The organism is Fusibacter paucivorans, from assembly GCF_018390735.1.
GTDB lineage: Bacteria > Bacillota > Clostridia > Peptostreptococcales > Acidaminobacteraceae > Fusibacter > Fusibacter paucivorans.
The window spans coordinates 211299-227660 of record NZ_JAHBCL010000001.1; the positions used below are offsets into that span (position 1 = coordinate 211299).

The window sequence follows — 16362 nt, forward strand, 5'->3', positions numbered from 1 at the left end:
TTACCCTACTGTCACTTCTTCTGTGGATACATAGGTCTTATGCATCCAGTCTTTTCCCTCTACACGTCTCGTGACCATCATCGCCGCAACCGCATCACCCGTTGCGTTAATCATTGTGGCAATGGCATCTGTCAGCATGCCAATGGTTACAATAATAGGGATCACTTCCGGGTTAAAACCATAAAAACCGACGATAATCAATGACCCCATCATGCCACCGCCAGGAATACCACTCATGACAACGCCACTCATAACTGAGATCGCAATCGCCGTCGTCCAAACGCCAAATCCGGAGAAAGGCATATCAAACAAACCAAAGAGAAAAGCGATTTTCATCAGCGTTGTCAGTGCCGTACCATCCATGTGAATGGTTGCACCCAGCGGTAAAACGATATTTGAAATATCTTCCGGAACCCCCATGCGCTTTGTTCCGTCGAGATTCGTCGGGAGTGTCGCAACCGAACTCTGTGTCGCAAGTGATGTAACAACTGCCGGCAAAATGTGCTTGTAATACGTTTTTACACCTTGCGTGCCACCGGCATAATAAGCATATGCCGTGAATCCCGTAAGGAAATAAACAACACAAATTGGGAAAAACATAATCACTGCTTTTGCATAAGCATTTACCAATTCAGCGCCGTAAGTACCAACCAGTGAAGCAAAGTAAGCCCCCAGACCAATTGGCGCATAAAGCATGATTAAGTTAATCATCTTCATAAATGCCTCAGCACAGATATCCAGAAATTCCGCTACCGGATTATGTTCTAATTCTCTCTGCTTTGAAACCAAACTCACACAATAGCCAAAGGCAATGGCAAAAATAATCAACGGCAGCATGGCATTTCTCGATAAGATCAGATTAAAATCGCTGACAGTCAGTGCCTTTACCACTTGATCCATCATATTCATCTGTTCGCCGGCATCGTAAGTGCCCATTTCAATAGAAACGCCGTCAGCAGGCGGTATAACGGTTACAACGGCAATAATAAACACAGATGCAATCATACCTGTTACTAGAAAAATAAGGAGTGTACTCTTTAAAATCTTGCCCAGCCTCGTTAAGTTTGACATCTTTGCAATGGAGCTTGACAGACTGAAAAAAACCAGCGGAACAACCGCTGTAAACATCAGATTTAAAAAAATCTGGCCAAATGGTTTAAACATTTGGGCTTTCTCACCCATAATTCCCCCAACTATACAGCCAACGATAATGCCGATCAATAATAAGATCATTGATTGATACGATTTAAAGACCGTGCGCTTTGTAAACGTTGTTGACATGTGATCCTCCTTGTCGTTATTTTTCTCTTTACTGCGTCGACGCAATTATATTATGTTGCAAGACCGATGCCAATACGCCAAAATAGATTTTCATGCAGTTGGTCACGAATTGTCCATCAAGGCTTTCTAGACCCTCCCAGCGTATTGTTGTCATCATCCGTTCTTTTTTCTCTACCTTTATCTGTTGTTCTATTACTATCTGAAAATAATAAAATGGGTTAACGGGCGATTGTAATGCCCATTAACCCATTTAAAAAGTCATACCGTTATTACTGACATTTTATCCATTCGATCCCTCGAGGCGAAATCGTACTGCCGCCGCGTCCCGCTCCAATGAAAATCAGCCCCTTTTCTTTTAAACTGTTCATAATTGCACGAACATCGTATTCACTTAGGTATATTTGTGCTTCAAATGCTCGCTCCGAAATACTGCGTCTGCCTAAGCGCCTTCTACGTATAAAGCTTTCATATAGCAGTTTTAAAACGAAAGTTTCTCGCTCATCCAATGCCTCCAAGCGAATTTCTGATGGTATAGGATCAAAGGCTGGCTGCATTTCGAGCATATACCGCGGCAAATCTTCAACGGTTATCATCACTTTTCCAATATTGTCAAAATACTCAATGCAGTTTCTCAGTTCCCGAACATTGCCCTTCCAATGATAACCTTTAAGAAACATCATTAATTTTTCAGCGATTTGAAAAGCATATCCCTCCTGCTTTTTAATCGATTCAATCAGCACGGGGATATCATCTGACCTTTCTCGCAGTGCGGGGATATGAATGGGCAAAACATTAATGCGGTAAAAGAGATCTTGTCTAAAGCGACCTGCATCTACCTCTTTCATTAAATTTTTATTCGTCGCAGCAATCATTCTAAAATTAACTTTAATAATTTTATTGCCGCCAACGCGCATGACTTCCTTTTCTTGAATGACGCGAAGCAGTTTTGCCTGCAATTCTAATGGCATCTCGCCAATTTCATCTAAAAACAGCGTCCCATTGTGTGCCAGTTCCAAAATCCCCATTTTGCCACCCTTTAGCGCGCCGGTAAAAGCACCAGCTTCGTAGCCAAATAATTCACTTTCAAGAAGATTGGCTGAAATCGCGGCACAGTTAATGGCAACAAATTGCTTATTTCGAAAAGGTGAGGCGTTATGAATGGCCTGCGCTGTAAGTTCTTTACCGGTGCCGCTTTCGCCCGTTATTAAGACCGCTGATTTAGAGTTGCCCATTCGACGCACCAATTGGCATACGTCCTCCATCACCTTGCTCTCACCGACAATAGAATCCACGGAATATTTCGCAATATGCCCTTTTTTCGCCAATTGGAGCCTTAGCATATTTTGTTTATCCTCTTCTGATTCAAAGTTTTCAAGCAACATGTAAATCCCATTTTTCACTCTGTTCGTTTCCGTATTTTCGAGATCCCGCACCGGTACAATTGATACTGTCAGCAAATGATCATTAATTGCCGTCAGTTGATTTAAAATGGGTTTCTTTGTACTTAAGCAGCGTGCCATATCCAGTTCAGAAAAGAGCGCCATCGCTTTTAACCCAATAAGCGGATTTGATTCACCGACCATTTGCTGTGCCGCCTGATTGCAATTTTCAATCATTCCATCGCTATTAATGCTGATAACACCTTTTTCCATAATAGATAACAACGTCTTAAACTGTCGACTGAGGTGATCTGACTTGCTGATGAGAAATTCTACGCCGTAATTGTAAGAAACCAAATTGTCAAAATAGGCTGTAACCCCGGGCTGCATCAATGCATCCTCGATTGACATGGCAACGGCAATTTCGAGAATGGTGTTTTTATCAATTAAGCGATGTCCCAAATTGATAATGCGTTTTGCATTTGGCGGCACCAGCCCTTCCTCGCCGGTGGTGATCGCCACATTGAGATCGGGAACCGTATCCATATTGGGATAAACCGGCACCAGTTCCACGCCTTCGAGTCCTAATTGAAGCAGTGTTGCAATGGTTTCGATACACATTTCAAAACTCAAGTTGACCATCATGGCGCTTTTCGGCAGCTCATCCGCTTTCAACAATGCATACCCTGCCTTCGAAATGGTGAGCTTAGAGATGATGACATCGACTTCTTTTGGAATATAATTTTTTAAAATTTCATATTGTGAAATCGTACTGATTAGTAAAGCATCCACATGACTAATGGTATCGGTATTATTGGATTCAAAAGAATAAGCGACAATCTCAAAACTATCGCCCAACGCATTTTGTATCTGACGAATATATTCAATGCCTACATTTTTACTGGATGTTACAATGCCCAATCGTTTTCTCATAGGATCACCTCAATTTTAATCCTAAACTATAATATCCTATAAATCAACTGTCTCTCCAACACCTCTTCTTGCTACACAGCATTGCAACCAATCAGCCGATGTGGTACAATAGCTAACACCGTTAGCTATTGTACCTACATGTTTTAGAAAGGGAGCTTCATCATTGTCCAATCATTCAACACATACAGCATCAGAACAGCATATTGACTATTCTGCACTCGCAATTGAGCTACGCGACGTCAAACGTGAAATGATTCATATTCAAAAACTGCGCGGCATCGTGCATTTCACAAATGGCGAAAACTACGTGCTCGGCCTTTTGGCACAGAAGCAGCACCCACTACATCCCAAGGAAATCAGTGACGCCATGTGCATCAGCACAGCACGTGTCGCGAAAATACTTAATCAGCTGGAAGAGAAAAAATATATTGAGCGATCGTGTGATCCCAATAATAAACGTCAGAAATGGATTGCTTTACTACCTGCCGGACTGGCGCAAAACACGTTAAACATCGAGGCCTATATACAGCGACTCACCAATTTTTTACGTGCACTAGGTCCCGAAGATGCCTATGACTACGTTCGCATTCAAAAAAAAATCGTTACCATCTACGGCAACGTTAAATAAACCTCTATTTGAAACTTTATACATTCTATATTTTAGAAAGAAGAACAACATGACGATTACCTACACCGCTAAAAAACGCAACTTCATCTTTGCTATTCTCATGATTAGCGCCATTGTCGGCGCCATGCTGCAAACCTCATTATCAACGGTACTCCCAGTCATTATGTCAGATCTGGAAATTACAGCTGCCAAAGCGCAGTGGCTAACCAGTGCCTACTCACTCGCAATGGGCGTTATGATCCCTGCAACGGCTTTTCTGCTAAAACGTTTTAAGACAAAGAACCTCTTTTTAGTCGGATTGAGTCTCTACTTTTTAGGGTTACTGCTCTGCGCCACGGCATTTTCATTTCCGTATCTGCTCTGCGGCCGATTAATGCAAGCCCTAGGCAACGGCATCATTCTCTCAATGACACAAGTGATCATCCTCTCCATCTTTCCCTTAAAACAGCGCGGCACCATTATGGGGATTTACGGTCTCGCCGTAGGCGCTGCACCTGTCATCGCCCCAACACTCTCCGGTATGCTAATTGATTATTATCATTGGCATGTCATCTTCTGGTTTGCTTTCGCCATTATATTCATTGATATCATCCTCGCGTTTTTCTTCATGGAGAATGTTTTGGAAAATGAACGGCTTCCATTTGACATGCCCTCTATGTGTCTCAGCGCCATTGGTTTTTCCGGCATACTCTTGGGCCTCGGCAACCTCGGCAGCCACAGCATTTTTAGTGTTTCCATCGCCATGCCGCTTGTCCTTGGCATTGCCTCACTGTTGCTTTTCATCAAGCGTCAGTTCCAGCTCGACAAGCCGTTTCTCGACCTCACAACTTTTCAAAACAGAGAATTCAGGTTTGCCGTCATCCTCAGCATATTCCTATATGCCATTATGATCGCGGGTTCAACACTTTTTCCAATCTACATTCAAATTATCAGAGGTATGTCCGCCACCGTATCAGGCCTTATCATGATGCCCGGCGCACTTGCTATGGCAGTAATCAGTCCCTTTGCCGGGAAGATTTACGATAAATTCGGCATTCGAAAACTCGCACTTATTGGCAGCGCTTTCTTGATGTTCAGCTGTTTAGGGGTTTCTTTTGTCAGTGAAACGACTCCTCTTGCGTATTTGGTCGTCTTTTATACGGCGCGGCCCGTTGCCATTGGCTGTTTGCTCATGCCCGTTGTCACATGGGGAATGAGTACACTCGATTCCGAACACATGCCGCATGGTTCGGCACTGATTACATCACTTCGAACCATCGCAGGCGCTATTGGCCTTGCCGTCTTTGTCGCCTTGATGACATTTGCCACCAATATTTCCACAGGTGGTGATGTCACAATTCCCGCCAATGTCTTTGGCATTGATGTCGCATTCGCCAGCATCACAGTACTCGCTATTCTGCAACTGCTCTTTGTCATTTCTTTTGTTGGAATCGAAAAGAAACTGCCTGTCGCAGAAGAAGCTGAGTCATTTGTTTAAAAGGCATTCACACCTGCTATCACATCGAAAACGTGCGCTTTAAAAATGGCAAAGGCAACATATGCCAGCAAAATTGCCATACCGGTATTAAAATACTTTAATATCCGGTCATTATGAATATACGTGCTAAACCGCATGCCAATCAAGGCATACGTGCATGGCGCAAGACAAGCCATTAGTGCCAGTACAGCAGACGCAGGCAAAATTGTCGCCCCTGTAATTTCGTTGGCAGGAAAGTGAATGGTTGCAATAGGCAGTGTTGCCAGCATTGCCTTTGGGTTAAAAAGCTGCATTAGCAGGCCATCTTTAAAAGATAACTGTTTGGCAGGCGTCTCTTCATTAATTTGGATAGATGCCTTGAATATTTTCATCGCCAAATAAAGAATGTATCCCGATCCGACAATACTGATATAGATGAGATGCGTTTTTTTAATGACGTTTTCACCTGTATAACCAAAGATTAAAAAGAGAATGAACATCGCCAAACCGACACCTGCAAAAAAGCCAATAGACGCTTTAACCTTTTTATGAATACCTTGGTTAAGCCCCAGTATATTAATGGGACCAGGTGTATACATCACGCCAACCGCATATAAAAACATATTGAACATTGTATCACCGCCTTTCTTTGACCCATTATACCGTTCACCTCTCTTTTTGTATTGTAAATTATTGCGCTTCGTCACCATCAACATACCCTAAAATGCATGCGCGCTCACAAGTCTTTCCGATACGAACATGTAAGCCAGTGCTTATCAATTAAAAACGACCTCTCCTAAGGAACGGAGAAGCCGTTTTATTTTTTTACGCGGTTTACGCCGCGCTAGGCTGATATGGTTATCATATTACCAGAGATATTTGCTAGACATTATTGTGCCGGCATTTAAGCCGAATGGTTACGCCTAATTATTGAGTCGGATTATCCAGCAAATGATAAAGTATCTGAGCGATCTGTGCTCTCGTTGCGCTTCCGCTTGGATCTAGGACACCCTCATGACCGGAAACAATCCCCGCTGATACAAATGTGCTCATCGGTTCTCGCGCATAGTCAGAAATCGCATCCACATCACTAAATGCGGCAAGTGAAGCAACTGTCGCTGTTTCCGGCAACTCATTCAGGATGTTCAGAGCGTGATAGAGCAGTGTCATCATGTCCTGTCTTGAAATCGCCTGATCCGGTGCAAACAGGTTGTTGCCAACACCGCTTGCGATGCCGAGGCGTTTAGCTGCTGACAGATATCCTGTATAGTACGTATCACCTGCATCGAAGAAATTACTGGTGATCACTTCATCTGCATCAATGCCATAGGCATTCATCAGCATGACGATAAATTGACCTCTGGTGAGTACCCTGTCCGGACTAAATAATTGATCGCCTGTCCCACTTGTAATTTCTCTTGCTGCACAGAATGCAACGGCATCGTAATACCAGTCATCTTTTACGACATCCTTAAAGTCAACGCTGTTATAGCCAACAGCATAGTAGCTAAAGTGAGTCGTTTCAAATACAACCATGCCGGCTTCTGCATCATAATGACCATTGGTAACACAATTTAACTGATTGTCACCGTCAACGTACCAAACGACAATGCCATTTGGATTTTCAAGTTCGTCGGCTGTTGGCGTATATGGAATGCTGACACCAACTTTTGCATTTTCATTACGCCAATCGGATCTCTGTCCGTTGATCGCCACTGAGAGCGAGATAACAGGTCGATCGCCAATGGTTGCCTGTGCTTCAGTTGATAAAGCATTGCGATCAACGTTGCCAATTTCGATCTCCGCATTGCCAGTGATCTCATTATCGGTTCCTGCAAACATGTTTGACGGCAGTGTAATATTGCCGGCTTCACTGTTCAGCGTCACGGATCCACCGCTGGTTTCTGCTGATAGATCGGCTACTTTTAAGCCAACGGCGTAACCAGTCACCCCTTCAATCGTTGGCATTGTAATAACCAGTGACTTGCCTTCTGCAATCATCGCCCCCTGATCTGCCGCAATCTCTGCAGCCGCATTGGTACTATTCACTTTGATCGCAACATTTCCGGTTCCATCGCCAGTCATCGGGGCTTCATATGAAGCCGGCGGTTCAGTATTGGTATTTGCATTACCTGTCGGTGAGGTTGGTCTCCTTCTCGCATCAACCGACACTTCAATTGACACATTCAGCGAAACCTGATTAGGATTGACAACATCTTCTGGAAGGATTACCGTCCCCAATATCGTAAAGGTCTGTGGTGAGGTATTCGTTTCATCATAAGTACTATCTGCTACTTGCCATGTCACTGCTGACATAACACTTTCCGCATCCGTACTCAGGATTACCTGTGTCGGCAATCCCAGCGCTTCTGCCGTCTTGCCGGTTCCGTTGGCAACGGCTGTTATACGGTCTGGTGGTATAACCGCCAGCAGTATCTTGTTGGTTTGTGCCGGTTCTGTCACTGTGAAATCAATTGTAAATGATTGACTTGCAATCGCTTCACCTGCGACTGTCACTTCTGCGGTATAAAAGCCTGCGCCCAATCCACTGACAGGCCAAATCTTAAATTGCTTTTGTCCACTAACATCAATACTGTCCAGTCTTGCTGTTGACAGTTCAAATTGATCGGCATCTGATCCATCTAAGCCGATCGTCAAATCGCCTGAAGGCAAATTTCCCGTGTTAACCACTGTCACCGTTAAGGCGTCAGCCGTTGTATAATTTACAGTCTGTGTATCAAATGCATACGTTCCCATTTGGCTCAGGCCAATGCCGCGTGCCATTGCTTCATTGACGACAAACTTCACTGTGAACAACTGTGTCTCAACCGCGTCACCTGTCACAGCGACCGTTGCCATATAGGTGCCGATCGGCAAATCATTTTTTGTTTTTACTTTAAACAATGCATTGCCATTTTTCGCAATATCATCGATGCGATCTGTTGACAAGCTAAATGCATCTCGATCAGAACCTTCCAGAGCGATATGCAGCTGACCGGTTGCCTGATTTCCGTCATTATCAATGGTGACACTGACAGATGAAGCCGTTGTATAATTGACTGTTTGTGATGGGAAAGTATAGACCCCCATCTGATTGAGTTTGATGCTGTAGACACTTGCTTCTTTGACAATAAACTGAATGTCGAACGTCTTGGAAGCAACTGTATCTCCTGAAACGGTAACTGTCGCATCATAACTGCCGACCTGCAAATCGGATTTTGGCGATACCGTAAAACCACTTTGTCCGTTTTGCAAAATACTGCTCAAATCATCGGATGAAAGCATAAAGGCTTCTTTATCCGCACCGCTTAACGCGAGATGCAAATCACCAGTCGGCTGATTGCCCTCATTAGTCACTGACACAGAAAGCGGAGAAATTGAAGTATAATGAACCGTTTGCGTTTCAAAATGATACGTTCCAACTTGATCTAAAGCAATCCCATAGGTTTTCAGTTCTGCTACGGTAAAAGCAACCGTAAAGGATTTTGACGCCACATTATCCCCCGAAACAGTTACCACAGCCGCATAAAGCCCCACCGGTAAATCATCTTTTGGCATCACGGTGAAACTATTCTGACCGTTTACCGCCAGACTGCTCAGCGTTTTTTTTGAAAGCATAAAGTTGTCTTTGCCAATGCCGTTGAGCGCAATCACAAGGTCGCCTGTCGGCTGATTTCCCTGATTGGTCACTGTCACCGCCAGTGGTGACACCGCTGAGTAGCCCGCGGTTTCTGCACTAAATATATAGGCGTCCTCACAGCTTAAAGTAATACCAAAGGTATCTGCGGCTGTTGCTGGGAAAATGGCTGTTATCACACCGCTATTGGCATTATTAACTGCCGCTGTCGCGCCTGCCACTGTAAAGAAATTCTCCGGTATGCCGTTCAGGGTGTAACCCGCCTTTGGCATTAACACAATGGTAGCTGTGTAGGAAGTGCCGGCTGTAAAGAGATTGTCACTTGGCGACCATGTCACTGTCCCAATGTACTGCGCCGTCTCGTTTATCGTGGTGACTGGCACGGCATTTTTTTCAGGCACGGTTATACCGTTTATTGCTGCTATATCAATAACCGGTGTCGTATCTGTCACTGAGATCGTCAGCGTCTGATCAACACCACTGTCGAATTTAAAGGTAAGCACCGTATTACCAGTTGACAGTGCTGCAAGGTAATTTTTATCAAAGGTCATTGTTGACCCCATTATACTGTAATCCGTTCCGGATGCAAGTGCTGCATCACCATTGTAAATGCCGGTTAGCGTATTGTCATTCAGCGTCAGGATCACACTGATATCGGCATAATCTGTGCTGCCGGCGTATTGATCAAAGTTTGCTGTCGCTGGATTAATCGTACTGTTTGCAAGTGCCGTTGCCGGGAACACTGCGGTAATCACACCGCTGTCCGCTGCGTTGGTCGCCGTCGTTGCCCCTGCTACTGTGAAGAAGTTCGCTGTAACGCCATTTAATGTGTAACCTGTTTTCGGCGTCAACGTAATGGTTGCTGTATAGGCTGTTTCCGGTGCAAAGAAGTCACCGCTTGGCGACCATGTCACCGTTCCCGTATACTGCGCCGTCTCGGTAACCGTCGCTACCGGAATGCCATTTTTAACCGGCACCGTCACGCCGTCAATCGCTGCTATATTAATCGTCGGCGTCGAGTCTGCCACGGCGATCGTCAGCGTCTGATCGGCACCACTGTCGAATTTAAAGGTAAGCGTCACATCCCCCGTTGGCAGTGTTGCCAGATATGCTTTCTCAATGGTGACTGTCGATCCCGTCACGCTGTAATCCGTGCCGTAAATCAATTCAGAAGCGCCATTGTAAATGCCGGATAACGTATTTTCATTCAGTGTCATGGCGACGCTGATATTGACATAGTCTGAACTGCCTGAATATCGATCAAAGCTTGCAGTCGATTTATTCAGGGTGCTGTTCGCCAAGGCGGTTGCCGGGAACATAGCCGTAATCACACCGGAATTAGCGCTGTTAAATGCCATTGCTGCCCCAGGCACTGTAAAGTAGTTCGCACTTACGCCTGAAAGTGTGTAACCCGCTTTTGGCGATAATGTAATCGTCGCCATGTAGGCAGTCTCCGGCGCAAAGAAATCATCGCTTGGCGACCACGTCACCGTTCCCGTATACTGCGCCGTCTCGGCAATCGTCGCTACCGGAATGCCATTTTTAACCGGCATCGTCACGCCGTCAATCGCTGCTATATTAATCGTCGGCGTCGAGTCTGCCACGGCGATCGTCAGCGTCTGATCGGCACCTTCGCTAAATTTAAACATCAAGGTGGTATTCCCGTTTGCCCGCGCCGCGAAATAGTTTTTATCAAGTGTTACCGTCGATCCCGACACACTGTAATCTATACCTAAAACCAGCTCTGCGGATTCATTGTAAATGCCTGAAAGGGTGTTTTCGTTCAACGTCATATTAACGCTGATATCCGTATAATCTACGCTGCCCGTATATTTATCAAAATTTGCGGCGATTGGATTAATGGTACTGTTTGCCAGTGCCGTCGCTGGGAACATTGCAGTAATTACACCGCTGTCCGCTGCGTTGGTCACAGTCGTTGCCCCTGTTACTGTAAAGAAATCCGCAGCGATGCCTTTTAATGTGTAACCTGTTTTCGGCGTCAATGTAATCGTCGCGGTATAGACCGTGTCTGCCTTAAATGGATTATCATTTGGCGACCATGTCACCGTCCCCGTATACTGTGCCGTCTCGGTAACCGTCGCTACCGGAATGCCATTTTTAACCGGCACCGTCACGCCGTCAATCGCTGCAATATCAATGAGCGGCGTCGAGTCGACCACGGCGATCGTCAGCGTCTGATCGGCACCTTCGCTAAACTTAAACGTCAAGGTGGTATTCCCGTTTGCCCGCGATGCGAAATAGTTTTTATCAAGTGTTACCGTCGATCCCGACACACTGTAATCTGTACCGGAAACCAGCTCTGCGGATTCATTGTAAATGCCTGAAAGGGTGTTTTCGTTCAACGTCATATTAACGTTGATCTCCGTATAATCTGCGCTGCCCGTATATTTGTCAAAATTTGCGGCGATTGGATTAATGGTACTGTTTGCCAGTGCCGTCGCTGGGAACATTGCAGTAATCACACCGCTGTCCGCACTGTTGAATACAGCCGAAGCTCCTGCTACCGTGAAGAAGTTCGCTGTAACGCCATTTAAAGTGTAGTCTGCTTTCGGCGTCAATGTAATCGTCGCGGTATAGACCGTATCTGCTTTAAAAGGATTATCATTCGGCGACCACGAAATGTTGCCTGTATACTGCGCCGTCTCGGTAATTGCCGCTGCCGGAATGCCATTTTTGACTGGCACCGTCACGCCGCCAATGGCTGCAATGTCAATAATCGGTGTCGTATCAACCACGGCTACCGTCAGCATCTGATCGGCACCGCTGTTAAATTTAAACGTAAGCGGTGTACTGCCTGTTGTCAGTGTTGAAAGGTATGCTTTATCAATGGTGACTGTCGATCCCGTCACGCTGTAATCCGTGCCGTAAATCAATTCAGAAGCGCCATTGTAAATACCGGATAATGTATTTTCATTAAGTGTCATGGCAATGCTGATATTGGCATTGTTGACACTGCCTGCATACTTGTCAAAGGTTGCCGTTTTCGGATTAAGGGCACTGTCAGCAATTGCTGTCGCCGGAAAGACGGCCGTAATAACACCTGAATTTACATTATTGAGCACAAACGTCGCACCTGCAACGCTAAAAGCATTAGCACCAACACCTGTCAGGGTATAAAGACCCTTTGGCATCAAAGTAATGGTAGCTGTATAAGCGGTCTCTGCCGCAAACGGGCTGTCACTTGGCGACCACGCCACTGTCCCGGTAAACTGATCCGTCTCCGTAATCGTTGTCACCGGCACTGCATTTTTCGCAGGCGGCGTCACGCCCCCTATCGTCGTTATCGTAATCGGGATTGGTGTGGTATCACTCACAGACACCGTGAGCACTTGATCGTCTCCTTCGCTAAACTTAAGCGTCAAATTCGTATCACCTTCACTTAGTGTTTCAAGGTATGAAGTGAGAATTGTTGCAGTTGTACCCGACACGGTATAATCCGTATCTGCTATAAGTTCCGTACTGCCGTTATAAATGCCAGTAAGTACATTTTCATTAAGTACTAACGCTACTGAGATATCTGAATAATTACTACTGCCACTGTATAAATCAAAGGAATCTGAATTTGGACTAATGGTGCTGCTAAGAGGCTTCGTTGCTGGAAATAATGCTGTAATAATACCACTATTCGCTTCATTGGTTACACTTGTCGCACCTGCCACGGAAAAGAAATCCTCTGTGACACCACTTAATGTAAAGCCCGTCTTCGGTGTTAATGTAATCGTTGCGGTATAAGTTGTAGCCGTTGCAAACGGATTGTCATCAGGGCTCCACGTCACCGTTCCCGTATACTGATCTGTTTCTGTGATTGTCGTCACAGGGACGGCATTTTTAACAGGTGGTGTAACGCCTTCGATTACAGCGATATCAACAGCAGGTGTCGTATCGACGACAGATATGATTAACGTTTGATCTTTTCCGCCACTAAACTTAAACGTCAAGGTGGTATCCCCAACGGGCAGCGTTGAGAGGTATGATTGGTGAATCGCAAAAGCTAGCAGCATATCATAATCCTCATTCAAAATCAATTCATTTTCACCGTTGTAAACACCCGTAAACGTATAACCTGAAAGGGTCATGTTCAAAAGGATCGCTCTATAACCTGCACTGCCCGTGTAGCGATCAAAGGTAGCTGTGGATATACTGAGTTTAGCACTTATTTCATCTACCGTTACATTGATGGCAGTGCTTAAAGACACGGCGTCAGGATTAACAACACCTTCAGGCAATGCCACCGTACCACTTACAGCAAATGTCTGTTCTGTCATTATTGCAGGGTCGTAGTCACATGAATCCACATCCCATGTCACAGCCACATCGACATCCCCAAGATCTGTCACCATGGTAACGGTTTCAGGCAATCCCAAAGCGGTTGCCGATTTTTCTGTTGCAGCTTTAACACCTGTGACATCACTTGGGGCCGTTATACTTTGAAGTGTTTTTAATGCTTCTACTGTAAAGCTGATATCAAATGACTTTGGCTCAATATTATCGCCCGATATGCCAATTGTTGCCGTATAGGTACCTGTGTCTAAGCCAACGTCCGGTGTGACGCGAATAGTCGATACACCATCGACAGCCATGCTTAAAAATGACGATCTGTCCAGTGTAAAACAATCACTGTTTGTGCCGCTAAGCGCCAGCGTCATCGGCCCCGTTACTTGATTCCCATCGTTGGTCAGTGTGAAATCAAAATACGGTGCTTCTGCATAGCCCACTGGTTTGTTCGCAAAGGTGTAGGTCTCCGTTTGATTAAAGGCGACACTGTACACCGGTATAGGCGTTATTTCAATTGCTACGCTGTAGGTTTCATCTATATTCTCATTCGATATATCAAGAAAAGTTTCATAATCTGTCGGGAGAAGTCCGATTTTAGGGCTTAATGCAACCGTGTAGCTCTCCCCTTTCTCGATGCTGGGGATTGTCGTAACTGAATAGTCAAAAAAGTCGTCTAAAGTTGTTAAGTTTAAATCACCCGTCGCCTTCGCACCTGTATTTGTTACAACAAATGACGTCTCCGGTGCCGTTTCATAGCCATCCTCAATGGGATCAAATACATAAAACCTTGGACTTACCGAAATGTTATATGCGATTACATCAAACAGCACCACTTCTTTTGAGTAGTCCCCATGTGTTGCAATCAGCGTGGCATCTCCGCCGTTGTCTGATATCGTAACATGTCCTGAATCATCTAAACTTAATCCATCTGACCAGTCTGGGTCAAGCGCCCATGCTACGTCATTTACCATACTCACTGAAAAATCCGTGTAGACGGCACTTCTCGACTCATAATCTATCGTATCAACACCCCTGAGAAAGATGGGTGCTGCCGAAACAATAGCCACATCGGTATCTGCCATACCGACTAATCTTGGATAAGTCCCCGTTGTAAACTGCCAAATTGACTCATCCCAGCCGCTAAAGGCGTTCCCTGTTGTCATGTCTGAGGTCAATAATGCCGTTCCATAGCCATCTGGTAAATATCCCGGGTCAATACTGGTATACATTTGAATATCATAGTAATTCCCGCTCATTGTCCCACCAAGATAATCACCGACAATGCCGCCATCGACATCAGAGCGACGAACACTGCCTGCGCTATAACAATTCAATATCGTACTATCACTACTCCCTGCGATCCCGCCGGCATTATCGCCATAGCTCACGATTAAACCGACATTATAACAATTGCTGATTTCACTCGTCGTGGTATTGTTGCCAGTTATGCCGCCGGCATTCCCATCGCCGCTGTAAACATATCCCGCATTGTAGCACTTTGTAATCGTTGAAGTCGTATTAATGCCAGCAATACCACCAACTTCAGTCATTGTCCCTTCCACATCACCTGTGTTATAGCTCTCTCTAATGATTGATACTGGATTATTTTTTCCGGCAATACCGCCAACATACTGCGTGCCTTTAATATTGCCTGTATTATAGCAGTTTTCGATAATACTGCCTTGATAGTGATAACCTGAGATCCCGCCGACATGACTGCCGCCGCCCTTTACATCTGCCGTATTATAACAGTTCGATAGGGTCATCGCCTTATACGATTGTCCAACGATCCCGCCAACTGCCACAACACCTGAAACCTTACCGGTATTGTAACTGTCACTGATAATGCCATTGATTGAGGATTTACTCAATAAACCACCCACGTAAAAGCCAAGACCTACAACACTGCCCGAATGATGAGAACCCGCAATATCAAAATCCCCACTGTAGCCTACAAGCCCACCTGCATAACTATTACCTTCTGAGGTGCCAATAATACTGCCCGTTTGATAGCAATCTGTCATGCTGCCGCCATAACTTCTGCCGACAATACCACCAACATAGGAATAGCCAAATACATAACCGTTTTCGACAGCGATGTTTTTAAATGTGACATCGGCGCCGTAACCTGTGAGACCGAAGAGGCCTTGGTTCTTTTCTTCTGAATGGGTATAAAGACCGCTGATCGTAAAACCATTGCCGTCAAAGGTACCATCAAAGCTATGAACGACCTCACCAGCGTCATCATAATAACCAATCGGCGTCCATTCACTCAATGCAAAGGGAACCGTTTCCGTCGTCGTCGTACTGGTATCGTCTAAATAAAACGCCCCCGCGGTACTCGCCGAAAAGTTAAATGTATAATTATCACCTGACCAATCACCAAGCGCACCCGTACCGATCCAGTAAGTATCGGTGCCGTCGGAGACCTTCATCAGTCCCGTATCCGCTTCAAAAGTAAGGACTATCCCTTCATTCAAGTTAATATCGGCGGACAGATAAAACGTCACGCCTTTCATTGTTTTGTGTCCATCGTTGACAGCTTCTGCCAAAGCGCTAAGTGCTTCCTTTGTGCCAATTCGATAAACGGCGCCGCTTGCGTACGTCTGTCCTTCCACATATGAAAAATCCGTCATGCCTGATGTGTCCACAGTGTCGGCATATGTCGGAAGTGCCATAATAGGCATCATCGCAAAAACCATGCACAATGAGAGCACGATGCTCAAAATCTTCTTCCCCATAAGATGCAATC

Annotated in this window: 6 protein-coding genes; 2 read left to right on the forward strand and 4 right to left on the reverse strand. The window is 45.2% G+C overall.

Annotated features, from left to right (window positions below; all coding sequences use genetic code 11):
* Both KHM83_RS00920 and KHM83_RS00925 read right to left on the reverse strand, forming a co-directional pair.
* The gene (locus KHM83_RS00920; RefSeq protein WP_213235013.1) at nucleotides 1-1281 is read right to left on the reverse strand and encodes a dicarboxylate/amino acid:cation symporter; all 1281 of its coding nucleotides are present in this window, start codon (nucleotides 1279-1281) and stop codon (nucleotides 1-3) included.
* Nucleotides 1282-1550: 269 nt separating this feature from the next.
* Complete coding sequence (locus tag KHM83_RS00925) at nucleotides 1551-3593, reverse strand: sigma-54 interaction domain-containing protein (protein WP_213235014.1); 2043 nt, start codon at nucleotides 3591-3593, stop codon at nucleotides 1551-1553.
* Nucleotides 3594-3756: 163 nt separating this feature from the next.
* On the opposite strand from KHM83_RS00925, the gene KHM83_RS00930 reads away from it, so the two are divergent.
* A complete protein-coding gene (locus KHM83_RS00930) occupies nucleotides 3757-4221 on the forward strand; it encodes a MarR family winged helix-turn-helix transcriptional regulator (protein WP_213235015.1) in 465 nt (154 codons plus the stop codon).
* Between the two features lie 49 nt (nucleotides 4222-4270).
* Nucleotides 4271-5698, forward strand: a complete 1428-nt coding sequence (locus KHM83_RS00935) for a DHA2 family efflux MFS transporter permease subunit (RefSeq protein WP_213235016.1) — start codon at nucleotides 4271-4273, stop codon at nucleotides 5696-5698.
* On the opposite strand, the gene KHM83_RS00940 is transcribed toward KHM83_RS00935, so the two are convergent.
* Both KHM83_RS00940 and KHM83_RS00945 read right to left on the reverse strand, forming a co-directional pair.
* Nucleotides 5695-6309, reverse strand: a complete 615-nt coding sequence (locus KHM83_RS00940) for a LysE family translocator (protein WP_213235017.1) — start codon at nucleotides 6307-6309, stop codon at nucleotides 5695-5697. The genes KHM83_RS00935 and KHM83_RS00940 overlap by 4 nt on opposite strands.
* 295 nt (nucleotides 6310-6604) lie before the next feature.
* Complete coding sequence (locus KHM83_RS00945; protein ID WP_213235018.1) at nucleotides 6605-16351, reverse strand: X2-like carbohydrate binding domain-containing protein; 9747 nt, start codon at nucleotides 16349-16351, stop codon at nucleotides 6605-6607.
* Nucleotides 16352-16362: the final 11 nt, after the last annotated feature.